This is a genomic window from Nonomuraea sp. NPDC050691 (assembly GCF_040654455.1).
Taxonomy (GTDB): domain Bacteria; phylum Actinomycetota; class Actinomycetes; order Streptosporangiales; family Streptosporangiaceae; genus Nonomuraea.
The window spans coordinates 1-26,655 of the sequence record NZ_JBFAIA010000115.1 but is presented as its reverse complement, the minus strand read 5'-3'; the positions used below and the strand labels follow the sequence as shown (position 1 = coordinate 26,655).

The 26,655-nt window shown below is 70.8% G+C and carries 23 protein-coding genes, 1 tRNA gene and 1 pseudogene; 15 read left to right on the top strand and 10 right to left on the bottom strand.

Annotation, left to right across the window (positions count from 1 at the left end; genetic code table 11):
- Nucleotides 1–167 precede the first annotated feature (167 nt).
- The 4 genes from AB0H81_RS30790 to pyk all read left to right on the top strand — a co-directional run bounded on the left by AB0H81_RS30790 (nucleotide 168) and on the right by pyk (nucleotide 4,972).
- On the top strand, nucleotides 168–1,391 hold the full coding sequence (locus tag AB0H81_RS30790) for a cytochrome P450 (RefSeq protein ID WP_358381552.1): 1,224 nt from the start codon (nucleotides 168–170) through the stop codon (nucleotides 1,389–1,391).
- A 76-nt stretch (nucleotides 1,392–1,467) separates the two neighbouring features.
- Entirely contained in the window at nucleotides 1,468–3,159 is a 1,692-nt protein-coding gene (locus tag AB0H81_RS30785; RefSeq protein WP_358381550.1) for a S8 family serine peptidase, read from the top strand.
- The gene (locus AB0H81_RS30780) at nucleotides 3,159–3,506 is read left to right on the top strand and encodes a DUF2784 domain-containing protein (protein WP_358381556.1); all 348 of its coding nucleotides are present in this window, start codon (nucleotides 3,159–3,161) and stop codon (nucleotides 3,504–3,506) included. Before AB0H81_RS30785 ends, AB0H81_RS30780 begins: the two co-directional genes overlap by 1 nt.
- A 35-nt stretch (nucleotides 3,507–3,541) precedes the next feature.
- Nucleotides 3,542–4,972: a pyruvate kinase gene (gene pyk / locus AB0H81_RS30775; RefSeq protein WP_358381548.1), complete on the top strand. Its 1,431-nt coding sequence runs from the start codon at nucleotides 3,542–3,544 to the stop codon at nucleotides 4,970–4,972.
- Nucleotides 4,973–5,293: 321 nt separating this feature from the next.
- Here pyk and dapD read toward each other — a convergent pair whose 3' ends face one another.
- From dapD to AB0H81_RS30760, 3 genes are all read right to left on the bottom strand, one after another.
- Nucleotides 5,294–6,256 (bottom strand): 2,3,4,5-tetrahydropyridine-2,6-dicarboxylate N-succinyltransferase, encoded by a 963-nt coding sequence (gene dapD / locus AB0H81_RS30770; protein ID WP_358381546.1) that lies wholly within the window; start codon nucleotides 6,254–6,256, stop codon nucleotides 5,294–5,296.
- A 15-nt stretch (nucleotides 6,257–6,271) separates the two neighbouring features.
- Nucleotides 6,272–6,691 (bottom strand): pyridoxamine 5'-phosphate oxidase family protein, encoded by a 420-nt coding sequence (locus tag AB0H81_RS30765; protein WP_358381544.1) that lies wholly within the window; start codon nucleotides 6,689–6,691, stop codon nucleotides 6,272–6,274.
- A gap of 235 nt (nucleotides 6,692–6,926) precedes the next feature.
- A tRNA-Leu gene (locus AB0H81_RS30760) sits at nucleotides 6,927–7,000 on the bottom strand.
- A 115-nt stretch (nucleotides 7,001–7,115) separates the two neighbouring features.
- Here AB0H81_RS30760 and AB0H81_RS30755 point away from each other — a divergent pair.
- Nucleotides 7,116–7,700, top strand: a complete 585-nt coding sequence (locus AB0H81_RS30755; protein WP_358381542.1) for a response regulator — start codon at nucleotides 7,116–7,118, stop codon at nucleotides 7,698–7,700.
- Nucleotides 7,701–7,747: 47 nt separating this feature from the next.
- Here AB0H81_RS30755 and AB0H81_RS30750 read toward each other — a convergent pair whose 3' ends face one another.
- Nucleotides 7,748–8,368 carry a hypothetical protein gene (locus AB0H81_RS30750; protein WP_358381540.1) on the bottom strand — a complete coding sequence of 207 codons (621 nt, stop codon included), beginning with the start codon at nucleotides 8,366–8,368 and terminating at the stop codon, nucleotides 7,748–7,750.
- Between the two features lie 416 nt (nucleotides 8,369–8,784).
- On the opposite strand from AB0H81_RS30750, the gene AB0H81_RS30745 reads away from it, so the two are divergent.
- On the top strand, nucleotides 8,785–10,080 hold the full coding sequence (locus AB0H81_RS30745; RefSeq protein ID WP_358381538.1) for an ABC transporter substrate-binding protein: 1,296 nt from the start codon (nucleotides 8,785–8,787) through the stop codon (nucleotides 10,078–10,080).
- Nucleotides 10,081–10,159: 79 nt separating this feature from the next.
- Here the strand turns inward: AB0H81_RS30745 and AB0H81_RS30740 are convergent, their stop codons facing one another.
- From AB0H81_RS30740 to AB0H81_RS30715, 6 genes are all read right to left on the bottom strand, one after another.
- Nucleotides 10,160–10,570 carry a hypothetical protein gene (locus AB0H81_RS30740; protein ID WP_358381536.1) on the bottom strand — a complete coding sequence of 137 codons (411 nt, stop codon included), beginning with the start codon at nucleotides 10,568–10,570 and terminating at the stop codon, nucleotides 10,160–10,162.
- 87 nt (nucleotides 10,571–10,657) lie between these two features.
- Nucleotides 10,658–11,533 carry an ABC transporter ATP-binding protein gene (locus AB0H81_RS30735; protein WP_358381534.1) on the bottom strand — a complete coding sequence of 292 codons (876 nt, stop codon included), beginning with the start codon at nucleotides 11,531–11,533 and terminating at the stop codon, nucleotides 10,658–10,660.
- Entirely contained in the window at nucleotides 11,530–12,483 is a 954-nt protein-coding gene (locus AB0H81_RS30730; protein WP_358381532.1) for an ABC transporter ATP-binding protein, read from the bottom strand. Before AB0H81_RS30730 ends, AB0H81_RS30735 begins: the two co-directional genes overlap by 4 nt.
- Entirely contained in the window at nucleotides 12,473–13,459 is a 987-nt protein-coding gene (locus tag AB0H81_RS30725) for a branched-chain amino acid ABC transporter permease (protein WP_358381530.1), read from the bottom strand. The genes AB0H81_RS30730 and AB0H81_RS30725 overlap by 11 nt, the downstream gene beginning before the upstream one ends.
- Nucleotides 13,460–13,470: 11 nt before the next feature.
- Nucleotides 13,471–14,622 carry a branched-chain amino acid ABC transporter permease gene (locus AB0H81_RS30720; RefSeq protein ID WP_358381528.1) on the bottom strand — a complete coding sequence of 384 codons (1,152 nt, stop codon included), beginning with the start codon at nucleotides 14,620–14,622 and terminating at the stop codon, nucleotides 13,471–13,473.
- A gap of 565 nt (nucleotides 14,623–15,187) precedes the next feature.
- A complete protein-coding gene (locus AB0H81_RS30715) occupies nucleotides 15,188–15,571 on the bottom strand; it encodes a hotdog fold thioesterase (RefSeq protein ID WP_358381554.1) in 384 nt (127 codons plus the stop codon).
- Nucleotides 15,572–15,663: 92 nt separating this feature from the next.
- Here AB0H81_RS30715 and polA point away from each other — a divergent pair, with 92 nt between their 5' ends.
- The 9 genes and pseudogenes from polA to AB0H81_RS30670 form a co-directional block, all read left to right on the top strand.
- Nucleotides 15,664–18,354: a DNA polymerase I gene (gene polA / locus AB0H81_RS30710; RefSeq protein ID WP_358381526.1), complete on the top strand. Its 2,691-nt coding sequence runs from the start codon at nucleotides 15,664–15,666 to the stop codon at nucleotides 18,352–18,354.
- A 750-nt stretch (nucleotides 18,355–19,104) separates the two neighbouring features.
- Entirely contained in the window at nucleotides 19,105–20,253 is a 1,149-nt protein-coding gene (locus AB0H81_RS30705; protein ID WP_358381523.1) for a polysaccharide deacetylase family protein, read from the top strand.
- A gap of 213 nt (nucleotides 20,254–20,466) precedes the next feature.
- Nucleotides 20,467–21,954 carry a 30S ribosomal protein S1 gene (gene rpsA, locus AB0H81_RS30700; protein ID WP_358381521.1) on the top strand — a complete coding sequence of 496 codons (1,488 nt, stop codon included), beginning with the start codon at nucleotides 20,467–20,469 and terminating at the stop codon, nucleotides 21,952–21,954.
- Between the two features lie 187 nt (nucleotides 21,955–22,141).
- On the top strand, nucleotides 22,142–23,278 hold the full coding sequence (locus tag AB0H81_RS30695) for an epoxide hydrolase family protein (protein WP_358381519.1): 1,137 nt from the start codon (nucleotides 22,142–22,144) through the stop codon (nucleotides 23,276–23,278).
- Nucleotides 23,279–23,338: 60 nt separating this feature from the next.
- Entirely contained in the window at nucleotides 23,339–23,785 is a 447-nt protein-coding gene (locus AB0H81_RS30690; RefSeq protein WP_358381517.1) for a GNAT family N-acetyltransferase, read from the top strand.
- Between the two features lie 21 nt (nucleotides 23,786–23,806).
- The gene (coaE, locus tag AB0H81_RS30685; RefSeq protein WP_358381515.1) at nucleotides 23,807–24,409 is read left to right on the top strand and encodes a dephospho-CoA kinase; all 603 of its coding nucleotides are present in this window, start codon (nucleotides 23,807–23,809) and stop codon (nucleotides 24,407–24,409) included.
- Nucleotides 24,410–24,776: 367 nt separating this feature from the next.
- Entirely contained in the window at nucleotides 24,777–25,340 is a 564-nt protein-coding gene (locus tag AB0H81_RS30680) for an HD domain-containing protein (RefSeq protein WP_358381513.1), read from the top strand.
- A complete protein-coding gene (locus AB0H81_RS30675; RefSeq protein ID WP_358381511.1) occupies nucleotides 25,328–25,477 on the top strand; it encodes a hypothetical protein in 150 nt (49 codons plus the stop codon). The genes AB0H81_RS30680 and AB0H81_RS30675 overlap by 13 nt, the downstream gene beginning before the upstream one ends.
- Nucleotides 25,478–25,608: 131 nt before the next feature.
- Nucleotides 25,609–26,427: pseudogene (locus tag AB0H81_RS30670) on the top strand (pentapeptide repeat-containing protein); the annotation flags it as partial.
- Nucleotides 26,428–26,655 lie beyond the last annotated feature (228 nt).

Sequence of the window (26,655 nt, the reverse complement as noted above, 5' to 3'; positions counted from 1 at the left end):
TCGCGGAAGCCGTAGACGGTGTAGACGTTCTCGCCGACCGCGATCGGCACGTCCACCGACCGGCGCAGCTCCACGTGCGCGCCCCTCGCCGGGCCGGCGCCCCTTGTCAACCTACCGCTTGGTTGCTTGAGTGGTGAGGCGCAGGGCCACCGGCGAGAGGACGAGCGGTGACGGATCATCCGGTCAGCCACGCCATCGAGCATCCCGTCAACGACGCCATCGACCTCACCAGCGGCGCCTTCTGGGGCCGCGACCCGCACGAGGAGCTCCGCTGGATGCGGGAGAACGCCCCGGTCTACTGGGACGGACGGGTGTGGGGCGTCGCGTCCTACCGCGACGTCCGCCAGGTCTCCCTGAACCCGCGCGCCTTCTCCAGCGCGCAGGGCATCCGGCCGGACTCCGGCCCCCTGCCCATGATGATCGACATGGACGATCCGGCGCACCTCCTGCGCCGCCGGCTCGTCAGCCGGGGCTTCACGCCGCGCCGCGTGGCGGCCCAGGCCGAGCGGATCGGGCGGCTGTGCGACCAGATCCTCGACCGGGTGTGCGAGCGCGGGGAGTGCGACTTCGTCTGGGACGTCGCCGCGCCGCTCCCGCTGATCGTCATCGGCGACGCCCTCGGTGTGGCCCCCGAGGACCGCGACGCGCTGATGCGCTGGTCCGACGACATGCTGCGCGGCCTGGTCGGGCAGTCCGACAGTGAGCTGCTCGTCCGGGCCGGCGAGGCGTTCGAGCAGTACGAGGCGTACGCGACCCGGGTGATCGGCGACCGGCGCGCCTGCCCCCGCGACGACCTCATCAGCACCCTCGTGCACGCGGAGGTGGACGGCGAGCGCCTCGGCCTCGACTCGCTGCTCTACGAGTGCCTGCTCATCCTCATCGGCGGCGACGAGACCACCCGCCACGTCCTGTCCGGAGGCGTGTACCAGCTCCTCCTCCACCCCGGCCAGCGCCGCGCCCTGGCCGACGACCCGTCCCGCGTCCCGGCGGCGGTCGAGGAGATGCTGCGCTGGGTCTCGCCGATCAAGAACATGAACCGCACCGTCGTCGCGGACACCGAGCTGGGCGGCCAGCGCCTGCGCGCGGGCGACCAGGTGCTGCTGCTCTACCCGTCGGCCAACCGCGACGAGGCGGTGTTCGCCGACCCGTACCGCTTCGACGTGGCCCGCACCCCGAACGACCACATCGCCTTCGGCTTCGGCAGCCACTTCTGCCTGGGCAACAGCCTGGCCCGGCTGGAGGTCCGGACCATGGTCGAGCGGCTGCTGCGGCGGATGCCCGACATGGAGCCGGTCGGCTCGGGGGAGCCGGCGAGCCGTCCGGCCAACTTCATCTCCGGGTACGAGTCGATGCCGGTGCGCTTCACCCCGTCTGCCCCAGTCGGCGCATAAGGCGGAGCATGAGTTGCATCCTGCGCCGTGTCCCGGAAGGATGCAAAATCTGCGCAAGCGGGCGAATGGGGGAAGTATGCGGGGACTTGTCGCTGGCCTCACGGTGTTCACCACGGCGGCCGCGCTCGCCGCCTGTGCGCCCGTCAGCGCGCCCGCCGCCGCACCGATGGCCTCCTACCTGGTCTTCTACGCGGGCGGGCGCAAGGGGGACGCCGGCTCCGCCGTGGAACGCGCGGGCGGCAAGGCCGTCGGCGGCGACACCAGGCTCGGCTACCTCATCGCCGAGGGCGGGGGAGACGCCTTCGTCGACGCGGTGGGCGACGACCCGGCCGTCGTCGGCGTGTCCACCGACCGGGCGATCGGCTACGCCTCGTCCACCGGCGCCTCCTGGCGCGGCTTCTCCTCCGCCCTCACCGGCCCTGTCACCCACGCGGGCGGGGCGAGCCGCGTCACCCCGCGGGCCTTCCCCGACGGGCCGTCGATCGCGACCGGCGATGCCTCCGGCGAGCCGCTGGCCTCCCGCCAGTGGGACATGCGGATGATCGGCGCCGACAAGGCGCACGCCAAGACCAACGGCAGCGGCAAGGTGCTCGTCGGCATCATCGACACCGGCGTCGACGGCACCCACCCCGACATCGCCCCGAACTTCGACCGCGCCCTCAGCCGCAACTTCGTCACCGACCGGCCCAAGGACGAGAACGGCGACACCCTCGACGGCCCCTGCGAGGTCAGCGGCTGCAAGGACCCCGCCGACCGCGACGACGACGGCCACGGCACCCACGTCGCCAGCACCATCGGCTCGCCGATCAACGGCATCGGAATCGCCGGCGTCGCCCCCGGCGTCCGCCTGGTCAACATCCGGGCCGGCCAGGACTCCGGGTACTTCTTCCTCAAGGCCAGCCTCGACGCGCTCACCTATGCCGGGGACATCGGCGTGGACGTCGTCAACATGAGCTACTACGTGGACCCGTGGCTGTTCAACTGCGCCCACAACAAGGCCGACAGCAAGAAGCAGCAGCTCGAGCAGCGCGCCATCATCACCGGCATGCAGCGGGCCCTGGACTACGCCCGCAAGAGGGGCGTCACGCTCGTCTCCGCCCTCGGCAACGGCGCGACCGACCTCGGCAAGCCCAAGCTCGACAAGGACAGCCCCGGCTACCCGCGCGGCGAGGAGAAGATCCGCAAGGTCGGCAACTCCTGCATCAACGTGCCCGCCGAGTCCAGGGGCGTCATCTCCGTCTCCTCCGTCGGCCCGTCCGGCCGCAAGGCCATCTACAGCGACTACGGGACCGAGCAGACCGACCTGGCGGCGCCCGGCGGCGACACGCTCGACGGCAAGGGCACCTCGGCCACCCGCGGCATCCTCGCCGCCGCCCCCGAGTCGGTGCTGCGCACCGCCGGCAAGCTCGACGGCTCGGGCAAGCCCAAGTCCTCCGAGGTCGTCCGCGACTGCTCCAAGGGCGCGTGCTCGTACTACCAGTACCTGGAGGGCACCTCCATGGCCGCGCCCCACGCCACCGGCGTCGCGGCCCTGCTCGTCAGCCGCTTCGGCAAGCCCGGCAAGGGCGGCCTCCAGCTCGCCCCCGCCGAGACGGAGCGGCTGCTCTACGGCACCGCCCGGCACAAGGCCTGTCCCAGGCCCCGCGCGTACGTCTACAAGGTGTACGGCGAGAGCGAGACGCAGACCTGCGAGGGCGGCAAGTCCGACAACGGCTTCTACGGCCACGGCATCGTCAACGCGCTGAAGGCGGCTACCGTGAAGAGGTGATGTACCGCCTGGTCGCGGACCTGGCGATGGTGGTGCACTTCGCCTTCCTCGCCTACCTCGTCGTGGGCGGGTTCCTGGCCTGGCGGTGGAGGCGGACGACGTGGGCCCACGTGGCCGTCGTATGCTGGGCACTGCTGTCCGTCGTCGCGGGTGTCGAATGCCCGCTGACGGTCCTGGAAGACTGGGGCCGCCGCGGGGCCGGCCTGCCGGCTCTGCCTCCCAGCGGCTTCATCGACCACTACATCGAGGGAGTCATCTACCCGGAGCAGTGCACCGGCGTGGTCCGCGTGGCCCTTGCGGCCGTGATCGCGGTGAGCTACGGCGGGTACCTTCTCCGTCGTCCGTGACTGCCAAGTGGTCTGTACCAATTAAGGTAGGACTCGTGACTCGTCGCGCGAAAATCGTCTGCACTCTAGGCCCCGCCACATCGTCCCCTGAACGCCTGCGCGAGCTGATCTCCGCCGGCATGGACGTGGCCCGGTTCAACCTCAGCCACGGCACCCACGAGGTGCACCGGGAGAACTACGACCGGGTCAGGGAGGTGGCGGCCGACCTCGGCCGCGGCGTAGGCGTGCTCGCCGACCTGCAGGGTCCCAAGATCCGCGTCGGCAAGTTCGAGGAGGGCCCGGTCCGCCTCGGCTTCGGCGACGTCTTCACCATCACCACCGAGGACGTGCCGGGCGACCGCGACCAGGTCTCCACGACGTACAAGGGGCTGCCGGGCGACGTGCGCCCCGGTGACACGATCCTCGTCGACGACGGCCGCCTCGTGCTGGAGGTCACCCGCGTCGACGGCGACCGGGTGATCACCCGTGTGGTCATCGGCGGCATGATCTCCGACAACAAGGGCCTCAACCTGCCGGGCGTCAACGTCAGCGCGCCCGCGCTCACCGACAAGGACGAGACCGACCTGCGCTGGGCGCTGCGCACGGGCTTCGACATGATCGCCCTGTCGTTCGTCCGCCGTCCCTCCGACGCCGACGTGGTGCGCAACATCATGGAGCAGGAGGCCGTCCGCCTGCCCCTGCTCGCCAAGATCGAGAAGCCGCAGGCGGTCGACCGCCTGCCCGAGATCGTCGAGGCGTTCGACGGCATCATGGTCGCCCGCGGCGACCTCGGCGTGGAGCTGCCGCTGGAGCAGGTGCCGATCGTGCAGCGGCGCATCATCGAGCTGTGCCGCGAGAAGGCCCGCCCGGTCATCGTCGCCACCCAGATGCTCGACTCGATGATGAGCGCGCCGCGCCCCACCCGCGCCGAGGCGTCCGACGTCGCCTACGCGGTCATGGACGGCGCCGACGCGGTCATGCTCTCCGGCGAGACCTCGGTCGGCAGCTATCCCATCGAGGCCGTGTCCACCATGGACCGCATCGCCTGCGCCGCCGAGAAGCACTCGCTGCACGCCACCCACACCCTGGAGCGCATGCCCGAGACCACGGGCGGCGCCATCGCCCGGGCCGCGGCCGAGGTCGGCGCCATCGTCGGGGCCAAGGCCCTGATCGCGTTCACCATGTCGGGTGAGACGGCCCGGCGCCTGGCCCGCTACCGCTCGCCGATCCCGCTGCTCGCCTTCACCTCGGCGCCGCACGTGCGCGGCCAGCTCTCGCTGACGTGGGGCGTGGAGACCTTCCACGTGCCGTTCGTCCACCACACCGACGACATGGTGCGGCAGGTCGAGGCGTCGCTGCTGTCGCTCGGCCGGCTGGAGAAGGGCGACAAGGTCGTCATCGTCGCCGGGTCGCCTCCCGGCACGCCCGGCTCGACCAACGCCCTGCGCGTCCACACCATCGGCTCCGCGGTCTCCCACGCCAGCTAGCCGCCACGCGGCGCACTCCACCCCGGCCCGCCCCGGCGCGCCGGGGGTGAGGACGACCCTCCGTGCCCCGCTGCGCGCCGGCAGGGCCCGCCTGCCGGACGAACCTCCGGCCGGCGGGCGCGTCCGCTGGTACGAGGACCTGAGGGACGCAGAGGACGCAGGGGACGCGCCGGCGGGCACGCGGGCCGGGCGGATGGACCTGGCCGGTCTCCGGATTCCCTGAGGGGGGGCCGTCGCCTGCCTGTGCGGGCCGCTGCCCGCGCGCAGGGACGGGAAAGCGGACGGCCGGGCCGTCATCCGGGCCCGGCCGTCCGCGAACGTCTAGTTCTGGTGCAGGGCCGCGTTCAGCTCGATGCCCTGGCCCGTACGCGGCACCGCCTCCACCGCGCCCGTCCGCGAGTTCCTGCGCAGCAGCAGGCCGTCGCTCCCGGACAGCTCCCTGGCCTTGACCACGCGCCCGTCGGGCAGCCCCACCTTGGTGCCGGCCGTCACGTACAGGCCGGCCTCCACCACGCAGTCGTCGCCCAGCGAGATGCCCACCCCGGCGTTGGCGCCCAGCAGGCAGCGCTCGCCGACGGAGATGACCTCCTTGCCGCCGCCCGACAGCGTGCCCATGATCGACGCGCCGCCGCCCACGTCCGAGCCGTCGCCCACGACCACGCCGGCCGAGATGCGGCCCTCCACCATCGAGGCGCCCAGCGTGCCGGCGTTGAAGTTCACGAAGCCCTCGTGCATCACCGTCGTGCCCGCGGCCAGGTGCGCGCCCAGCCGCACCCGGTCGGCGTCGGCGACGCGGACGCCCGGCGGGAGCACGTAGTCGACCATCCGCGGGAACTTGTCCACCCCGTACACCGTGACCGGGCCCCTCGCCCGCAGCCGCAGCCGCGTCTGCTCGAAGCCCTCGACCGCGCACGGCCCGTGGTTGGTCCACGCCACGTTCGCCAGCACGCCGAACAGCCCGTCGAGGTTCAGCCCGTGCGGCCTGACCAGGCGGGCCGACAGCAGGTGCAGCCTGAGGTAGGCGTCATGGGCGTCCGCGGGCGGCTCGGAGAGCTTGGCGATGCCGGTGCGCACCGCCACCACCTCCACGCCCCGCAGCGGGTCGGGCCCGACGAGGGAGGCGAGGTCGCCGGCCTCGGCGGCGTCGAGCCGCTCGGTGCCGGCCACGGGCGGCTCGCCCAGCTCGGGCGCCGGGAACCAGGTGTCGAGAACGGTGCCGTCGGCGGCGACGGTGGCCAGGCCGATGCCGTACGCGCCGGTCACGGTGGGGTCGATAGCAGTCACGGGCTCAAAATACCGTCACACGCAACCGAGGTCGGCGGAGAGCCAGTGCTCGGGCCGCATCCGGAACGTCACCAGCGCCCGCGTGTCCGAGCCGCCCACGTAGCCGGGCAGCGCCTCGGCCGCCAGGTGCCGGGCCGCGATCAGGGTGAGATCCTCCGGCGTGGTGGGACTCGACCCGACGACGGGACCCTCGACCGACACGTACCGGTAGGTCGGGCTGGCGCGCTGGACCAGCAGCGAGAAGCGGCCCGCCTTGCCGATCAGCCGGGCCTTGCGCGAGTCGCCGCCGGTGAGCAGGCTCACCTCGCCGCCGGGGCTGTAGGCGTACCAGACGGGCACGACCAGCGGCGCCCGGTCCGTCCCGGCCTCCACCGAGAGCGCCGCGATGTGCGCCCCGGCCAGGAACGCCTGCCGCTCGGGCTCGCTCAGCGCCATCGTCCCACCTCCTGCCGGGATACATCACCGCCGGCGACATTCCCTACGCATGTCACACATGCCGCATAGGCCCCATATCGGGACGTCTCAAGGAGGTTTTACGAAGATTTGGGGTAATGCCGACTCCGGCCGCGGCCTTGCTCGCGGCGACCGGCGCCATGCTGTCGGTGCACGGACGCCCCGGGCCCCCGAAGACGACCAAACCGCCCGGCGGCTGCGCCGAGCGGTTCGTCAGTGCCTCGGGTGGGACTCGAACCCACACTGCGCGGGTTTTGAATCCGCTTCCTCTGCCAATTGGGATACCGAGGCAAAAATCCGGACAAGTCCGGATCATCAGTCTCGCACGGCCAAAGCGTAGCCCAACTCGGCGGCCGGCCAGCACCGACGTGGCTCTAATCTAGCGGACATCTGTACTCTTCTGCTCGTGAGTACGCAGCGGCGAGTGGTGATCGCGGAAGACGAGGCGCTGATCCGCCTCGATCTCAAGGAGATGCTCGAGGAAGACGGCTACGTCGTCGTCGGCGAGGCCGGTGACGGTGAGCAGGCCATCAGGCTGGCCGCCGAGCACAAGCCCGACCTCGTGATCCTCGACGTCAAGATGCCCGTCCTCGACGGCATCTCCGCCGCCGAGCGGATCGTGGCCGACCGGATCGCGCCGTGCCTCATCCTCACCGCCTTCTCCCAGCGCGACCTGGTGGAGCGGGCCCGGGACGCAGGGGCCATGGCCTACCTCGTCAAGCCGTTCACCAAGGCCGACCTCGTGCCCGCCATCGAGATGGCCGTCAGCCGGCACGAGGAGATGGTGGCCCTGAGCGAGGAGGTCTCCAGCCTCTCCGAGCGGCTGGAGACCCGCAAGCTGGTCGAGCGCGCGAAGGGGCTGCTCATGGCGGCCCACGGGTGGAGCGAGCCGCAGGCGTTCCGGTGGATCCAGAAGGCCTCCATGGACCGCCGGCTGAGCATGCGCGAGGTCGCGCAGATCGTCATCGACGACGCCGCGCCGCGCGCCTGAGGGCGCCCGAGGGCGCCTGAGGGCTCCTGGAGGCGGCCCGGGGCGGCTCACTCCTTCAGGCCGCACACCTCCAGCGCGTAGTCGATCAGCTCCTTCTGCCGGTCGGCCGGCGGCTGCACGATGACCACGCGCTCCTCGCCGCCGTCCACCGAGGCCCGTACGGGGAACAGGAACGCCTTCTTGGCCTCGGCGAACGCGTGCGGGTCGCAGCGGCCGGGCGACAGCGCGATCGGCACCTCGGCCCGCGCTGCCCCCGCCTCCAGCACCACCAGCGGCCCGGCCTTGCGGGCGGGCGTCACGATGTAGTGCGTCGTGCCGTCCACGGAGCCGACCGCCACCCGGCCCGCGCCGCGCCTGGTCAGCACGAGGGTGCCCCGCATCAGGTCGCCGTCCCGCTTCCAGTCCGGGCCGAAGGCGATGTCGGCCGCCTGCTTGACGAGGAACGCCGAGCACTCCTCGCGCAGCAGCCTGGCCAGCAGCGGGTCCGGGTGCGGCACCGGGAAGACGACCCTGCGCAGCGGCTCGGAGCCGACGCGGACCCGGGCCGCGACCGTGGCGGGCCGGACCTCGGGCAGCCCCTGGGGCGAGCAGTTCGCCTCGCCGTAGGGAATGCGGAGGTCCGTGCGCTCGGTGCGCCGGATGGTGGAGTCTTTGCTTTCCGGTGGCAAGACTTTGAATGACGGCGTGATCAGCTGGACGTCCGCGAAATACACGGGCGTGTCCGTGGCATTGCGGACAGCGACCTCGAGGGCGTGCGCGGGTTCGTCGGAGCGCCATTGGGCCAGTGAGACGGAGACGCCGTAGGGTGGACGTGACGAGGGTTCGGCCGGTCTGCCGGGACCACCGCAACCCGACAGCATAACCACCATGACCAGGGCGACCCTAATGCGCTTCACGGCACGCACATTAGGCAACCTTGAGCGGCTCTCGTAAGTTGAGGACTGGTTACGACTCCGCATCCAAGTGCCGACAGTTCACGGCGGCATCTGGTTCCAGCCCATGGCGGTTTTGTACGTTTCCGTCATTCGATCGGGAACGTCGGCGGTGCTGACCGATCCCGGCCTGGAGATGAAGGAGACACTTCATGGTCCGCATTGCTCCCGTGGGGCGGGCGCTGGCAGTCGCCGCTGCCGCCAGCCTCGCTCTTACGGCTTGCGGTGGTGGCAGCGACACCGCCACTCAGCCGTCCGAGTCGGCGGCGGCGCCGTCTTCCGCGGCCCCCGCGGCTAAGGGTGACGGCACGCTCACGCTTGGCACGCTACTGCCGCAGACGGGCTCGCTGGCCTTTCTCGGCCCGCCTGAGATCGCGGGCGTAGACGCTGCGCTCAAGGAGATCAACGAGGCAGGCGGCGTGCTCGGCAAGCCCGTGGTCAAGTACGACACCGACTCGGGTGACACGACCACCAACATCGCCTCGCAGTCCGTGGACAAGCTGCTGGCGCAGAAGGCCGACGCCATCATCGGCGCGGCCTCGTCCTCGGTGTCGGAGTCGGTGATCGACAAGATCACGGGTGCGGGCGCGATTCAGTTCTCGCCCGCCAACACCTCCGACAAGTTCACCACGATCGAGGACAAGGGCCTCTACTTCCGCACGTCCCCGCCGGACAAGCTGCAGGGCCGCGTGCTGGGTGACCTCGTGGTGGCCGACGGCAACGACACGGTCGGCATCCTCGCGATGCAGGACTCGTACGGCACCGGCCTGGCCGACCAGGTCTCGAAGACCGTCACCGACTCCGGTGGCCAGGTCGTCGAGCGGGTCGACTACGACCCGAAGGCGGCCGACTTCTCCGCCGACGTGGCGAAGCTCAAGGCCAAGAACCCGAAGGGCATCGTGCTCATCGGCTTCGAGGAGACCTCGAAGGTCGTGCAGGAGCTGGTCAAGCAGGGCATGCCGGCCAGCAAGCACAAGTGGTACATGGTCGACGGCAACACCTCCAACACCAACTACGTGAAGATGCCCAAGGGCACCCTCACCGGTGTGAAGGGCACGATCCCCGGCGCCGCGGCTCCGGAGGACTTCCAGAAGAAGCTCCTGGCGACCAACCCGAAGCTGCAGGACTTCAGCTACGGCCCCGAGTCGTACGACGCGACCAACCTGCTCGCGCTGGCCGCCGAGGCCGCCAAGAGCGACGCCGGCACCGACATCGCCAAGAAGCTGCCCGAGGTCAGCAAGGGCGGCGAGAAGTGCAACGACTTCAAGTCGTGCGCCGAGCTGCTGAAGGCCGGCAAGGACATCGACTACGAGGGCGTCAGCGGCCCGGTCGAGTTCAACGACGCCGGTGACCCGGCCGTCGCCACGATCGGCATCTACCAGTACGGCGACAACAACAGGTACGCCACCAAGGCGCTCGAGTACCGCACCGGCAACATCGCCGGCTGACGTGCTCGCGTGAGCCTCGGAAGGGGCCCGGTCCGCACGGACCGGGCCCCTTCGCTGTCCAGGGCCCCGCGCGGGCGGCTCAGGCGCAGCCGGCCTTGATCCGGTCGGTCGCGGCACGGTACTTCTTCAGCAGCTCCACCTGCCGGGCGCGGGGCACGTCCGCGCGCGACAGCCCCGCCGTCGCGGCCTCGACCTCCTTCACGGCGGGCGCCAGGGAGTCGGGCAGGGCGGGGCCGTACTGGAGCGTGATGCCCCGGGCCTCGGCCAGGCGGCCCAGGACCGCGTCCTCGAAGTACTGCCCGTCCTCCTGGCCTCTGGGCTTCAGCAGGAGGTCGGCGTACCCGATGGCGGAGACGACCCGGGCGCACGGGTCGTCGGCGGGGTCCCCGCCCGTGCTGTACCTGCCGGCCGAGGCGGCGGGCGTGTGCTGGCAGGCGGCGAGGATCGACAGGAGCGGCACGAGCAGCGCGGTCGCCACGATTCGTCTCACACCCGTCATTGAAAACGGCGGAGGAGCTCCCGTGGGGAGCCCCTCCGCCGTTGTGCGAGAACCGTTATGTCGCGAATGCGACGGGCGTTACGCCTTGGCCAGCGTGCCGAGGTACAGCTCGATCACCTTGGGGTCGTTGGCGAGCTGCTTGCCGGTGCCGGTGTAGGCGTTGCGGCCCTGGTCGAGGACGTAGCCGCGGTGACAGATCTGCAGGCAGCGCCGGGCGTTCTGCTCGACCATGATGACCGTGACGCCGGCCTTGTTGATCTGCTGGGCCTGGATGAACACCAGGTCCTGCAGCTTGGGCGACAGACCGGCCGACGGCTCGTCGAGCAGCAGCACCGACGGCTCGGTCATGAGCGCCCGGGCCATGGCCACCATCTGCCGCTCGCCGCCCGACAGGGAGCCGGCGCGCTGCTTGCGCCGCTCCTTGAGGGCGGGGAACAGCTCGGCGACGAACTCGAAGCGCTCCTTGAACTTGCCGGGCACCTGGAAGGCGCCCATCTCGAGGTTCTCCTCGATGGTGAGGCTCGGGAAGACGTTGTTGGTCTGCGGGACGTAGCCCACGCCGCGCGAGACCAGCTGGTGCGCCTTCATGTTGGTGATGTCCTCACCCTTGAGCTTCACCGTGCCGCTGCGGATGGTGACGAGCCCGAACATGGCCTTGAGCAGCGTCGACTTGCCGGCGCCGTTGGGGCCGATGATGCCGATCAGCTCACCCTCGCCGACGTACAGGTCGGAGCCGTTGAGGATGTTGACGCCGGGCAGGTAGCCGGCGATCAGCTCGTCGCAGCGCAGCACGGCGCTCTCCGCGCCCTGAAGGTGCGCGCTGCGGTCCGTGACGGCCTGCTGGGACGTCGCGGGCGCGTCGGCGGTCGCGGTCGTCGTGGCGGTGGTCTCGGGGGCCTTGGCGCCCTCCTGAGCGGGCTGCTCGGCCTTCGAGGACTCGGGGACGGTGTTCACTTCTGAGTCTCCTCCTCGATCTCTGCGTCGAGCTCCGCCTCCGCCTCGTGGAGCTGCTCCTGCAGCTCCGTGTCCGACAGCGGCGCGTCATGGTGGGCGCCCAGGTAGGCGTCGATGACGCGGGCGTCGGACATGATGGTGTCCGGGGGCCCCTCGGCGATCACCGCGCCCTGGGCCATGACGATGACCCAGTCGCTGATGTCACGCACCATGTCCATGTCATGCTCGACGAACAGCACGGTCATGCCCTGCTCGCGCAGGTCCTTCACGTGGCCGAGCAGCGACTGGGTCAGGGCGGGGTTGACGCCGGCCATGGGCTCGTCGAGCATGACCAGCTCGGGCTGGACCATGAGCGCGCGGGCCATCTCCAGCAGCTTGCGCTGGCCGCCCGACAGGGATCCTGCGAAGTCGTCGCGCTTGGCGGCGAGCTTGAACCTGGTGAGCAGGTCCTCGGCCCGCTCGGTGATCTCGTCCTCCTGGCCGCGCCACAGGTTCGGCACGAGCGCCCGGAAGAAGCTCTCGCCCTTCTGCTGCTGGGCGCCCAGGCGCATGTTCTCCATGACGGTCAGCCGCGACAGCGCCTTGGTCAGCTGGAAGGTGCGGACCATGCCGGCGCGGGCCACCTTGTGGGCGGGCACGCCGTTCATGGAGCGGCCGTTGAACGTCCACTCGCCGGAGTCGGCGGTGTCGAAGCCGGTGAGCTGGTTGAAGAAGGTCGTCTTGCCGGCGCCGTTCGGGCCGATCAGCGCGGTGATGGAGCCGCGCTGGATCTCGACGTGCTCCACCTCGACGGCGGTCAGGCCGCCGAAGCGGCGCACCACCTTGTCCACCACGAGGATCGGGTCGGGCTTGGGCACGCCGGGGTCGCGGCCGAGGTCCTTGAACGCGGCCAGGGCCGCGGCCTTGCGCTCGGTCGTCGCCGTCACGGTGTTGGTGCTTTCAGCGTGCATCGATTGCAATCTCCCTCTTGTCACCGAAGATGCCCTGTGGCCGGTAGACGAGCAAGAGGATGAGTCCGATGCCGACCAGGAGGAAGCGCACCGGGCCCACCTGGGTGGGGGCCATGAAGGGCAGATAGCCCGCCTCGACCGCGCCGCTCAGGACGCCGTTCACCAGGACCAGCAGCACCCAGAAGATCATCGAGCCGACGACGGGGCCGAGGACCCGGGCCGCGCCGCCGAGGATGACGATCGTGTACGCGAAGAAGGTGGTCTCGGTGCCGAAGATGTCCGGCTGGACCGATGCGAACGCCAGGCCGTAGATGAAACCGCCGAGCGCGCCGATGACGCCGCCGAGGATGAGCGACTGCATCTTGTACGAGAAGACGTTCTTGCCGAGGGCGCGCACCGCGTCCTCGTCCTCGCGGATGGCCTTGAGCACCCGGCCCCACGGGCTCTTCATCAGCAGGTACACGATGAGGCACGACAGGGCGATGAGGACCCAGCCCACGAACAGCACCCAGGTGACCCGGTGGTTGAAGGTGAACCAGCCGAAGCCGTAGTCACCCTCCGGGAACGGGTTGAGCGCGTAGAAGCCCTCGGAGAAGCCGCGCTGGCCGTCGGAGCCGCCGAAGACGTTCTTGAAGGCCACCGACCGGAAGATGAGCCGGATGATCTCGGCCGCGGCGATCGTGACGATGGCCAGGTAGTCGGCGCGCAGGCGCAGCGTCGGGATGCCGAGGATGACCGCCAGCAGGACCGCCGCCAGCAGGCCGACGCCGATGCCGACCCAGAACGGCAGGCCGAGCACGGTGACGGTGACCGCGAGGCCGTAGCCGGCCACGGCCATGAACGCCGCCTGACCGAAGTTCAGCAGGCCCGTGTAGCCGAAGTGGACGTTGATGCCGATGGCGGCGAGCGCGTAGAGCACCGTCTCGACGCCGACGGCGGCCTTGACGGTGGTGGAGATGATCGTTACCCAGTCCATGGTTCCCCCCGTCAGCCGATCCGCTCTCGGCGGCCCAGGATGCCCTGCGGCCGGAAGAGGAGCACGATGATGAGCACGGCAAGTGCGCCGACAGACTTGAGCTCCGGCGGCACCCAGAGGGTGGACAGCTGGATGAACAGGCCGACGATGAGGGAGCCGACGAGGGCGCCGAACGCGGTGCCGAGGCCGCCGAGCGTGACGCCGGCGAAGATGAGCAGCAGGATGTCCTGGCCCATCGTGTACTTCAGGTTCTGCGACAGGCCGAGCATGATGCCGGCCAGCGCGGCGATGGCGCCGCCCGTGGTCCAGATGATGCGGATGACCCGGTCGACGTTGATGCCGGACGACGAGGCCAGCGCCGGGTTGTCGGCGACGGCGCGGGCCGCCTTGCCGGTGCGGGTGCGCAGCAGCGCGACGCCGACCACGACGAGGACGAGCAGCTCGATGCCCATGGCGACGAAGTTCTTGGGCGCCGCCGAGATGGGGCCGATCTCGATGCCGGGCTGGGCGGTGTACTGGGCGAACGCCTCGTTCTGGCCGCCGAAGAAGATGAGGAACACGTACCGCAGGAAGAGCGCCACACCGATCGAGATGATCATCATGGCGATGGTGCCGGTGCCCCGCTTGCGCAGCTGTCCCCAGAAGAACCGGTCCTGCGCGTAGCCGAGGCCGCCCGCGGCGATCACCGCGATCACCGCGGCGGGGATGAGGTGCAGGCCGACGCCGACGTTGAAGGCGTAGGCCAGGATGGCGCCGAGCGTGACCAGCTCGCCGTGGGCGAAGTTGGTCAGGCCGGTCGTGCCGTAGATGAGCGACAGACCGAGCGCCGCGAGGGCGATGATGAGGCCCAGGTTGAGGCCCTCGAAGGCGAGCTGCGCCGCCTGGGTCCAGAAGCTGCTCTGCCCGCCTTCTTCCTCCGCGGGCTGCCCCGGCGCCCCCTTGGGCTGCAGGGCGAACAGCACGCTGGACATGTTGCCCTCGTACACCGTCGGCGTCCGGACGTTGTTCCCGCCCCGCAGCACCGCGTTCTTGGGCAGCGTGGCGACGTCCAGCGTGACCTTGTACCTGCCGGGCTTGTCGACCGGCACCTGCCACGTACCTTGCGCGTTACTGGTGACCTCCGCGACGGGTTGTCCGCTCTCGGTGGTCACGACGATTTTCACGCCGTTCACTGGCTGGCCTTGAAGTGTGAGTGTCCCTCGGAGCCCCTGCTCCGCCGTGGCCGCTTGGGCCGGGGCGGTGAGCAGGAGGACGAGACCACTCAGAAAGGCCGTGAACGCGATCACGGCTCTGCGCAATGGTGCTCCCTCTATTAGGTCAAGGCGGGGTGTGGGTGCCCCTCCATCTCGACACGCTCGCATCCCAGGCACACCTGGATGCTGTTGCGGGAGCTTATTGCGGGAAGGTGTGCCTTACTATCGTCCGTCACCAATTAGTGACATGTGCGTGTCGCAGGTGTGAGCAAACAACACAGCAGGTCAAGTGGTGAATCAATGCTAACGCCGATGGCGCCGCTGTGACAGGCCGGTGACGGTCGGCCCCGCGCGCCACGCGGCACAGGGGGCGTGACCCGTAACGAGAACGAGCCCGAGGGGCGACCTTTGGGACCGTGCGGGGCTTCCCCGGCCTCACACGTTATCTACTCGGTCGCCCCTGCGGGCTCTGCTCGATGACAACGGTAGCGACCCACGGGGCCGCTGTGCAAAGGGAGACGTCAGCGCGTGGCGCTCAACGATCACGCAAGATGCAGGTCAAACGCGACGTGCAGACGAGTCTTCCCTGGTCGTCGGTGATCTCGATGTGGTACGTCGCCAGCGTCCGCCCGCCGTGCAGCCGCGTGGCCACGCCGGTCACGTGACCGGAGGTGGCGGAGCGGTGATGGGTCGCGTTGAGCTCGATGCCCACCGCGATCCGGTCCGCGCCCGCGTGGATCGCCGCGCCCACCGACCCCAGCGTCTCGGCGAGCACCGCCGAGGCGCCGCCGTGCAGCAGCCCGTACGGCTGCGTGTTCCCCTCCACCGGCATGCGGGCCACCACCCGCTCCGCTCCGGCCTCCACGAACTCGATGCCCATGCGTTGGGGGAGCGTGCCTTCGTGAAAGGCGTTGAACATGCCGACGTCGAGGGGGTCCGTCTGCGTCAAGAGGTGGCCTCCAGTCTTCAGGGCACAGGTTTTCTGTCGCAGTCGCAGACTAGGCTGCGGGTGTGCCGAAAGTTGACGTGACCCCCAGCCGACCGTGCCTGCTGCTGCTCGACGGGCACTCCTTGGCCTACCGCGCCTTCTACGCGCTCAAGGACGCCAACCTGATGACCAGCGACGGTCAGCACACCGAGGCGGTCTACGGGTTCACCTCGATGCTGACCAACATTTTGCGCGACGAGCAGCCCACGCACGTAGCCGTGGCCTTCGACCGGTCCGAGCCCACGTTCCGGCACGAGGAGTACGCCGCCTACAAGGCCAACCGCAGCGAGACGCCGGAAGACTTCCGCGGCCAGATGCAGCTCATCTACGAGCTGCTCGACACCCTGCGCGTCCCGCACCTGTCCAAGCCCGGGTTCGAGGCCGACGACCTCATCGCCACGCTGGCCACCCGCGCCTCGGCCGAGGGCATGAACGTGCTGGTCGTCACCGGCGACCGCGACGCGCTCCAGCTCGTCGACGAGCACGTCACCGTGCTCATGACCCGCCGCGGCATCAGCGACATGACGCGCTTCACGCCGGAGGCGGTCGAGGAGAAGTACGGCCTGACGCCCGTCCAGTACCCCGACTTCGCGGCGCTGCGCGGCGACCCCAGCGACAACCTCCTCAGCATCCCGAGCGTGGGGGAGAAGACCGCGGCCAAGTGGGTGCGCGAGTTCGGCTCGCTCACCGCGCTGATCGACCGGGTCGACGAGGTCAAGGGCAAGGTGGGCGACAAGCTGCGCGAGCACGTCGCCCAGGTGCTCATGAACCGCCGCCTCACCGAGCTGCTGCGCGACGTCCCCCTCGACGTCGACCTGGCCGACCTCCAGCAGGGCGCCTGGGAGCGCGAGGAGGTCAACAAGCTCTTCGACACCCTCCAGATCCGCGGCGAGCTGCGCGAGCGCGTCTTCAAGACGCTCGGCACCGGCGAGCGCGAGCCCGACCAGGGCTTCGAGGTCGAGACCGTCATCCTCGGCCCCGACCGGGTGTCCGGCTGGCTGGCCGCGATGCCCGCGGGCCGCGCCGGGCTCGCCTTCCGCGGCGTCTACGGCAGCGGCACCGGCCGCGTCGACGCCATCGCGATCGCCTCGCCTGACGGCACGGCCGCCCACATCGACCCCGTCAAGCTGACCGAGGCCGACGAGAGCGCGCTGCGCGCCTGGCTGGAGGACGACGACCGGCCCAAGGCCGTCCACGACGCCAAGGGGCCCATCCTCGCGCTGTGGGAGCAGGGCCTCAACCTGCGCGGGCTGGCCTGCGACACCGCGCTGGCCGCCTACCTCGCGATGCCGGGGCAGCGCACCTTCACCCTCGAGGACCTCGCCCGCCGCTACCTCAACCGCGACCTGCGGGCCGAGGAGGAGCCCGGCGGCCAGGCCGCGCTGTTCGGCGACGACGAGGACGCCCCGGCCAAGGACCTCGCGCTGCGCGCCCACGTGGTGCGCGAGCTGGCCGACGCCCTGGAGGGCTTCCTGGCCGGGCGCGGCGGCACCCAGCTCCTGGCCGACGTGGAGCTGCCGCTGGTGACCGTGCTGGCCGAGCTGGAGCGGGCCGGCATCGCCGTCGACAGCGCCTACTTCTCGGGCCTGGAGGCCGAGTTCGGCGCCGCGGTCAAGCACGCCGTCGAGGAGGCCCACCGGGTCGTCGGCGAGCAGTTCAACCTCGGCTCGCCCAAGCAGCTGCAGGAGATCCTCTTCGTCCGGCTCAACCTGCCCAAGACCAAGAAGATCAAGACCGGCTACAGCACCGACGCCGACCAGCTCGCCTGGCTCGCCACCCAGACCGAGCACGAGCTGCCGACCATCATGCTGCGCCACCGCGACCAGCAGAAGCTGCGCACCACCGTCGAGGGCCTGATCAAGGAGGTCGCCGACGACGGGCGCATCCACACCACCTTCAACCAGATCATCGCGGCCACCGGCCGGCTGTCGTCCGAGAAGCCCAACCTGCAGAACATCCCGATCCGCACCGCCGAGGGCCGCCGCATCCGGCAGGGGTTCGTGGTGGGCGAGGGCTACGAGACGCTGCTCACCGCCGACTACAGCCAGATCGAGCTGCGCATCATGGCCCACCTGTCGGGCGACGAGTCGCTGATCGCGGCCTTCGAGTCCGGCCACGACTTCCACCAGGCCACCGCGGCGCGCGTCTTCAACCTGCCGCCGGAGCAGGTCGACGGCGAGCTGCGGGCGCGCATCAAGGCCATGAACTACGGCCTGGCCTACGGCCTGTCCGACTTCGGGCTGTCCGGTCAGCTCAACATCCCGGTGGCCGAGGCGCGGGCGCTCAAGGAGGAGTACTTCCAGGAGTTCGGCGGGGTGCGCGACTTCCTGCAGGACATCGTCCGCCAGGCCCGCAGCGACGGCTACACCGAGACCATCATGGGCCGCCGCCGCTACCTGCCCGACCTGACCAGCGACAACCGCCAGCGCCGCGAGATGGCCGAGCGGATGGCGCTCAACGCCCCGATCCAGGGCTCGGCGGCCGACATCATCAAGGTCGCCATGCTGCACGTCCGCCAGGCGCTCGCCGAGGAGCGCCTGGCCTCGCGGATGCTGCTGCAGGTCCACGACGAGCTGGTGTTCGAGGTGGCGCCAGGTGAGCTGGAGGCGCTCAGGCAGCTCGTGTGCGACCAGATGAACGCGGCCTACCACCTGCGGGTGCCGCTGGAGGTCTCGGTCGGCGTCGGCCGTACCTGGGAGGACGCGGGGCACTGACGCCGGTGCGCCACGCCGGTCCGGCCGCGTGAGTTGATGCGCGGCCGGTCCGGCGTGAGCGTGACCCGTCCACTGCACGACTCGCCTCCCAGAGCTTCGCCTCTCCGGCCTCGCGTCGCTCACGGCGCCCTCGGAGGGCCCCTTGCCCCCAGAAGGGTCTCCACCCCCGACCAGAGGCCCACCCCTGACATCCCTGAAGCGACACACGACCCCGTAGCCCCCACGCTCGCCGGGGTTTCCCCTCTCCGGCCTCGCGTCCCGGCAGGGTGCCTTCAGAGGGACCCCGCGCCCCCAGAAGGGCCTCCAGCCCGGCCAGGGGCGACCCATGACGTCCTTGGAGGGACGCGCCATCCCGTAGCCCCGCGCTCCGGCGGGGCGGGGCTCGAGGGGATCGGCTCGCGGGCCCGATGCACCGAGAGTGAGACCAGACGCAGGGTGAGCGGGGCCGGGCCGGTGGGGCGAGGGGCCCGATCGGCGTGGCGAGCGGGCGGAAACTCGAGGGCGAGTGGGCCGGGAGGGCAGGGCGGGCGAGGGGCGGGAACCCGCGGCGTGAGCGGGGCCGGGAGACGGGGCGAGCGGACCGGACGCGCAGGGCGAGGTGTCTGGTTGTGTGTCGCGACGGGCGCTATTCGGTCTTGAGGCGGTTTTCTTCCGGTATAGCCGGGCAGTTGGCCCTCCGTACGGAGGGCCGCTCTCCGGGTGGCCCTGCACTACCCTGAAAGCTAGGTCCCCCGAGTGCACGGGAGTTCTGTGCGGTCTGCGTCGTCCCTCCCCCCGATCGTCGGCCCCCTCATCGGCGTCGCGAACGTCGTGGTGATGGCCGTGGCCATCGTCGGGCTGACGGTGGTCCCCTCGAGTGGGGAGCCCGTTCCGCGGCCTCAGGCCGCCCTGGCGGCGCCGCCGACCGAGAAACCGCCCCACGACCCCACCCCGCCCGTGGGAACGCCCTCACCGGGCCCCTCGGTGTCTCCCACGGGGCAGCCGCCCGGGGTGGCGGCCACGCCCGAGTTCGCCCGCCAGGTGAAGGCGAACGAGGCCGGCGTGGTGCCGGTGCTGATGTACCACCGCATCATCAAGAAGCGCTACGCCTCCATCGACCGCACCCCGAAGCAGCTCCGGCAGGAGCTGGAGGGCCTCGCCAAGCGCGGCTACGTGCCGATCACCGCGGCCGAGTTCGTCGCGGGCGACGTCCGGGTGCCCGCCGGGAAGTTCCCGGTCGTGCTGACCTTCGACGACGGTCACGAGAGCCATTTCCGGCTCGACGCCTCCGGCAACCCGACGCCCGACACCGCGGCGGGGGTCATCCTCGACGTGGCCCGGCGCTACCCGTCGTTCCGGCCCACGGCCACGTTCTGGGTCAACCGGGAGCCGTTCGGGCTGCGCGACGAGGCGTCGCAGGCGGCGGCCGTGCGCTGGCTCGTCGGCCACGGGTTCGAGGTGGCCAACCACACCTGGTCGCACCCCAACCTCGGTGCGGTGCCGAAGAAGACCGTCCAGAAGCAGATCGTCAAGGTCCAGCGGATGCTGGAGAAGCTCGGCGCGGGCACCCCGCGGACGCTGGCCCTGCCCTTCGGCGTTGCGCCGCACCCGCGTGAGCTGGCCCGGAAGGGCAAGTGGGACGGCACGGGGTACGACTTCACGGGTGTCTTCCTGGCCGGGGCCGAGCCGTCGCTTTCGCCCTACGCGAAAAAGTTCCGGCCCGGTGCGATCCAGCGCATCCAGAGCAATGGCAAAAAGGGCGAGTGTCGCAAATGGTGCTCGCAGTACTGGCTGGAGTGGCTGGACAAGCACCCCGGCGACCGCTATGTCTCGGATGGCGACCCCGGACGGATCTCCGTCCCGTCACGGCTTCAGGGTAATATCGACGCCAAGTGGCGCGGCCGCATCAACGCCTACTGATGCTTGTCGATCAGGTGGTGTGCGTGACTTGGATTGACCCCGCGGCCGACGTCTCATATGCTGATCGCTGCGCTGTGGGCTCGCGCGCGCCTCAGACGGAGCGGGCTCGCGCTCGGTCACGTCGATGTCGTAACTCCTCGGCTTGATGCGGAAGAGGGCCTGCCGCGCGTCCGCCACATCGACATCCTGTCCGCGTTCGGAGCACTTCCACACATGACGTCCAGCACTGAGGCCACCTCGAGCACCCCGCAGGTAGCGGTCAACGACATCGGGTCCGAGGAAGCCTTCCTCGCCGCGATCGATGAGACCATCAAGTACTTCAACGACGGCGACATCGTCGAGGGCACCGTCGTCAAGGTCGATCGAGACGAGGTCCTTCTCGATATCGGCTACAAGACCGAGGGTGTCATTCCCTCGCGTGAGCTTTCCATCAAGCACGATGTCGATCCCGCTGACGTCGTGGAGGTCGGCGAGCACGTCGAGGCCCTGGTTCTCCAGAAGGAGGACAAGGAGGGCCGCCTGATCCTGTCCAAGAAGCGCGCTCAGTACGAGCGGGCCTGGGGCACGATCGAGAAGATCAAGGACGAGGACGGCATCGTCACCGGCACCGTCATCGAGGTCGTCAAGGGTGGTCTCATCCTCGACATCGGCCTCCGTGGCTTCCTCCCGGCGTCCCTGGTCGAGATGCGGCGTGTCCGCGACCTGCAGCCGTACGTCGGCCGCGAGCTCGAGGCGAAGATCATCGAGCTCGACAAGAACCGCAACAACGTGGTTCTGTCGCGTCGCGCCTGGCTTGAGCAGACGCAGTCCGAGGTTCGCCAGACGTTCCTCAACACCCTTCAGAAGGGCCAGGTCCGCAAGGGCGTCGTGTCCTCGATCGTCAACTTCGGTGCGTTCGTGGACCTCGGCGGCGTCGACGGTCTGGTCCACGTGTCCGAGCTGTCCTGGAAGCACATCGACCACCCCTCCGAGGTTGTCGAGGTCGGCCAGGAGGTCACGGTCGAGGTCCTCGACGTCGACATGGAGCGCGAGCGCGTCTCCCTGTCGCTCAAGGCCACTCAGGAAGACCCGTGGCAGCAGTTCGCCCGCACCCACCAGATCGGCCAGGTCGTGCCGGGCCGCGTCACCAAGCTGGTGCCGTTCGGCGCGTTCGTCCGGGTCGAGGAGGGCATCGAGGGCCTGGTCCACATCTCCGAGCTGGCCGAGCGCCACGTGGAGATCCCGGAGCAGGTCGTCCAGGTCGGCGACGAGATCTTCGTCAAGATCATCGACATCGACCTCGACCGCCGTCGCATCAGCCTCTCGCTGAAGCAGGCCAACGAGGGTGTCGGCACCGAGGTCGAGTTCGACCCCACGCTGTACGGCATGGCGGCGACCTACGACGACCAGGGCAACTACATCTACCCCGAGGGCTTCGACTCGGAGACCGGGGAGTGGCTCGAGGGCTTCGACAAGCAGCGCGAGGAGTGGGAGCGGCAGTACGCCGAGGCCCAGACTCGCTTCGAGGCCCACAAGAAGCAGATCGAGGAGGCCCGCCGGGCCGAGGCGGAGGCCGGCGAGGCCGCTCCTTCGTCCTACACCGGTGAGTCCGCGGCTCCGTCGTCGTCGTCGAGCAGCTCCTCCGCTCCCGCGGGCGGCGCTCTCGCCTCCGACGAGGCCCTCGCCGCGCTTCGCGAGAAGCTGGCCGGCGGCCAGAGCTGAGGTAGCGGCTCCACCGCAGGCACGTCCTGAGGGAAGCCCCGCACGGATCATCCGTGCGGGGCTTCCCGCTTTTCGGCCGCATCCTGCCCCCTGATCTCTCCGCCGGGATCCACGCGGGCCGGTCTCAGGGCGAGACGCCGCCGAATGCGGAACGAATCCTTCCGCGTTGCTCTCTACCGTGGTGGTCATGAAGTCCTTCGTGATCGACATCCCCCAGGCCGACCTCGACGACCTGCGTGACCGCCTGCGCCGCACCCGCTGGGCCAGGCAGCTGCCCGGTGGCTGGAGCAGGGGCGTCCCGGTCGACCATCTGCGGGAGCTGGCCGCGTACTGGGTCGGCGGCTTCGACTGGCGGGCCCAGGAGGCTCGGCTCAACGCGTGGCCGCAGTTCACCACCGAGATCGACGGGCAGACGGTCCACTTCGCGCACGTACGCTCACCCGAGCCGGGCGCGTTGCCCCTGATCCTCACCCACAGCTGGCCCAACTCCATCGCCGAGTTCCTCGACATCATCGGCCCGCTCACCGACCCCCGCGCCCACGGGCTCGATCCCTCGGTCGCCTTCCACGTGGTCGCGCCGTCGCTGCCCGGGTTCGGCTTCTCGCCGTTCCCCGAGCCCGCCGACGAGCGGCCCTGGAGCATCGAACGGGTCGCCCGCACCTGGGCGGAGCTGATGAGCAGGCTCGGCTACACCCGCTACGGCGCGCACGGCAACGACGCGGGAGCGCTCGTCACGCCCCGACTGGCCGCGCTGGACGGCGACCATGTGATCGGCTCCCACATCACCGGCGGGCTCGGCATCCCCACCGGCGACCCCGCCGAGCTGGAGGACGCGACCGAGGAGGAGCGGGCCGCGGCCGGCCACATCGGCGAGATGTGGGCCGGGGGCAGCGGCTACGGCCCTTACCTGGCCAGCCGGCCACAGACGCTCGCCCACGGCTTCGCCGACTCGCCCGTGACGCAGCTGGCGTACCTGGTCGAACGGTTCAAGGAGTTCGACGGGTGGCCGGGCGGCAAGGGGGAGCCGGCCGAGCCCATCGACCGGGACCTGCTGCTGGCCAACGCCAGCATCTACTGGTTCACCGGCACGGGCGGCTCGTCGTCCTGGACGTACTACGAGGGGGCGGCCGGCCTGCCGATCGACCAGACCGGCGTCCCGACGGGCGTCTCGCACGGCGGTCCCGACCTGTTCCGCCGGCTCGCCGAGCGCCGCAACCGCATCGTCCACTGGGCGGGCGCGGAGGGCACCAGCCACATGGTCGCCATGGCGACCCCGCGATCCCTGGTGGACAGCCTCCGGGCGTTCTTCGCCCTGATCGCCTGACGTACCCCGGTTCGGGCAGAGCCGTGCGCCGGCACGGAACCCTCCGCTAGGGTGCTGCGCGTGGAGATCCAGCGGGCCGAGGAGGCCGACGCGGGCGCGATTCTCACGGTGCAGCGGGCGGCGTACGTCACCGAGGCGCAGCTCTACGGCGATCCGTTCATCCCGCCGCTCGTCGAGTCCGTCGAGCAGGTCCGCGAGGCGATCCGCGGCGGCATCGTGCTCAAGGCCGTCGACGGGGGACGGGTCGTCGGCTCCGTACGCGGCCGGCTCTCCGGCGCCACCTGCCTGGTGGGGCGGCTCGTCGTGGCGCCCGACCAGCAGGGGCGGGGGCTGGGCACGGCCCTGTTACGGGCGCTGCACGAGCGGGTGCCGGAGGCGTCGGCGTTCGACCTGTTCACCGGCCACCTGTCCGAGGGCAACCTGCGGCTCTACCGCCGCCTCGGCTACCGGGAGACCCGCCGCGAGCGCATGGACGACCACCTGACGCTGGTCCATCTACGGCGGTGAGGAGGCCGATAGGCTTTGCGGGTGCTGAAGATCGGACTGACCGGCGGCATCGGGTCGGGCAAGAGCGAGGTGGCGCGGCGGCTGGCCGCCCGGGGCGCCGTGGTGATCGACGCCGACAAGATAGCTCGCGAGGTCGTCGAGCCGGGCACGCCGGGCCTGGCCCGGGTGGTGGCGGCGTTCGGTGACGAGGTGCTGCGGCCCGACGGCTCGCTGGACCGGGAGAAGCTGGGCTCCATCGTCTTCACCGACCCCGACCGGCTGGCCGCGCTCAACGCGATCGTCCATCCCCTCGTGGGGGAGCGGGTCGCGGAGTTGCAGGGGCAGGCCGCCGAGGACGCGATCGTGGTGTACGACGTGCCGCTGCTGGCGGAGAACAAGCTGGCCCCGATGTACGACGTGGTGATCGTGGTGGACGCCTCCGACGAGACCCGCGTCGCCCGCCTGGCCGAGCACCGCGGCATGGCCGAGACGGACGCCCGGGCACGCATCGCCGCGCAGGCCACCCGTGAGGAGCGGCTCGCGGTCGCGCACATCGTGATCGGCAACGAGGGCACGCTCGACACGCTGGAGGCCCGGGTGAACGAGCTGTGGGACGACCTCCTGCGCAGGGCCGCCCGCGGCTGACCGGGTAGGCATTCCTGTCCCGGACGGCGATGAGTAGGCGATTCCCTCTCGAGGCGGATCGGCGTCCGGTACGCTGATCGCGCCAGGTACCGCCGGACGGGCGGGAACGGAATCGAAAGATTCGAAAGCCTGTGGAGACTTGGTAAGACCACTCCGGTGGCGCAGGTCGGTGAAGCAGGAAGCCATGGAAGTGTCGCTCGAGCGGCACAGGCCAGAATCTTCGGCGTTCACGCTGAAGAGCGCGTCAATACCTGCTGACCTCCGGAGGCGCCGAGCAGGCCCGGGACGCGATCGCCGCGGCCTACCGCTCCCGCCGCCAGCTCGTCCCCGAGTGGGCGCGCCCCCTGGGCACGCCGGGGGGCTCGTCGTGAGCGCCCTCGCGATCCGGCGCGGCGGCGGTCCCCCGCGGGAAGGGTCCTTCGAGCGGTTACGGACCCTTCTGGCCGGCCGGTTGGACGCCGGGCAGCTCCGGATGGTCGAGCGGGCCCACGCGACCGCCGCGTTCTGGCACCGGGACCAGACCCGCCGCAGCGGCGACCCGTACATCACCCACCCCGTCGCGGTGGCGGCGATCCTCGCCGGCCTCGGCGCGGACCACGAGCTGCTGTGCGCCGCGCTCCTCCACGACGTGCTTCCCGACACGGCCTGCCCGGCGGCCGACCTGGAGCGGGACTTCGGCGGTCGGATCATCGCTCTGACACGGGATCTGGACCGGCTGGAGGAGCACGCGGACGTGGGGTGGGAGCGCGCCGACCCGCGGGTGCTGACGCTCAAGCTGGCTCACCGGCTGCACAACCAGCGCACGATGCGCTGGGTCGCCCCCGCCAAGCAGCGCGCCAAGAGCCTGGAGACCTTGCAGGTGTACGCGCCCGTCGCCGCACGCCTGGGGATGCGCGGGGCGCGGTGCTCGTCCCGCCGGTGCTCTGGCTGACGGCCGACGCGGCGGCGACCCGGCTCGCCGACGCCCTGACCCTCCTGATCACCCTCCCGCCCGTCCTGGCCTCCGGCGTCCGGGCCCTGCGGGAGCGGCTGGGCGTCCCCGCGCCTCGCCGCTCAGCAGGCGGGTAGGATCGCGGGAGTTCGGATCGGGGGCGAGGCAGGACATGACGGTCGGGCACACGGGCCGGGGAGACGCCGGGGGGCAGGTCGCCGGGGCTCAGGGCTCCGAACCCGGGGGCTCCGAAGCGCGAGGCAGCGGTCTGGAGCTGCGGGATCTGCGGGCCGACTGCGCGAGCTGCTTCGCCCTGTGCTGCGTCGCGCTGCCGTTCTCCAGGTCCGCGGACTTCGCCGTCGACAAGGACGCGGGCCGGCCCTGCCACAACCTCCAGGACGATTTCCGGTGCGGCATCCACCGGCACCTCCGCCAGGAGGGGTTCCCTGGCTGCACGGTGTACGACTGTTTCGGCGCGGGCCAGAAGGTCTCCCAGGTCACGTTCGGCGGGCACGACTGGCGGAGCGAGCCGGGCACGGCCGGGCGGATGTTCGCGGTGTTCCCGGTCGTCCGGCACCTGCACGAGCTGCTGTGGTACCTCACCGAGGCCCTGACGCTGCCCGGGGCCGCGCCGGTGCGCGACGAGGTCCGGCGGGCCAGGGACGAGATCGACGCCCTCACCCGGCTGGGCCCGGAGGAGCTGGCCGGGCTCGACGTGGCCGAGCGGCGGCGCGAGGTCAACCCGTTGCTGCTGAGGGTGAGCGAGCTCGTCCGGGCCCCCGCGCGGGCGACCGGCCAGGGCAGGCGTGACCGGAGCAAGGACCGGCGGGGCGCCGACCTCATCGGGGCCCGCCTGCGGGGCGCCGACCTGTACGGCGCCGACCTGCGAGGTGCCTACCTCATCGGGGCCGACCTCAGGGGAGCGGATCTCAGGCTGGCCGATCTCATCGGGGCCGACCTGCGAGGGGCCGACCTGTCCGGTGCCGACCTGACGGGCAGCGTCTTCCTCACGCAGCCCCAGCTCAACGCGGCCCGCGGCGACGCGGCCACGCGCATCCCCCCGGGGCTCACCCGTCCCGCGCACTGGAGCGCCACGGCGAGCGGGCCTGCCCAGCGCACACCCCGGGGCCGGAAGCAGGCCGAGGACCGGGCAGGGCGCGAGGGCCAGTCAGGGCGTGAGGGCCGGGCAGGGCGTGAGGGCCGGGCAGGGCGTGAGGGCCGGGCAGGGCGTGCGTGACTACAACGTCGCCCCGTACCTCGTGCTCGCCACCCGCAGCGGCCTGGTCAAGAAGACCCGCCTGTCCGAGTACGACTC

Bases quoted from the DNA above. Each gene is read 5' to 3' on its own strand.
- AB0H81_RS30785 (WP_358381550.1), top strand. From the start codon at position 1,468: ATGCGGGGACTTGTCGCTGGCCTCACGGTGTTCACCACGGCGGCCGCG.
- AB0H81_RS30780 (WP_358381556.1), top strand. From the start codon at position 3,159: ATGTACCGCCTGGTCGCGGACCTGGCGATGGTGGTGCACTTCGCCTTC.
- AB0H81_RS30765 (WP_358381544.1), bottom strand. From the start codon at position 6,691: ATGGCGCTGAGCGAGCCCGAGCGGCAGGCGTTCCTGGCCGGGGCGCAC.
- AB0H81_RS30745 (WP_358381538.1), top strand. From the start codon at position 8,785: ATGGTCCGCATTGCTCCCGTGGGGCGGGCGCTGGCAGTCGCCGCTGCC.
- AB0H81_RS30730 (WP_358381532.1), bottom strand. From the start codon at position 12,483: ATGCACGCTGAAAGCACCAACACCGTGACGGCGACGACCGAGCGCAAG.
- AB0H81_RS30725 (WP_358381530.1), bottom strand. From the start codon at position 13,459: ATGGACTGGGTAACGATCATCTCCACCACCGTCAAGGCCGCCGTCGGC.
- AB0H81_RS30715 (WP_358381554.1), bottom strand. From the start codon at position 15,571: ATGTTCAACGCCTTTCACGAAGGCACGCTCCCCCAACGCATGGGCATC.
- rpsA (WP_358381521.1), top strand. From the start codon at position 20,467: ATGACGTCCAGCACTGAGGCCACCTCGAGCACCCCGCAGGTAGCGGTC.
- AB0H81_RS30695 (WP_358381519.1), top strand. From the start codon at position 22,142: ATGAAGTCCTTCGTGATCGACATCCCCCAGGCCGACCTCGACGACCTG.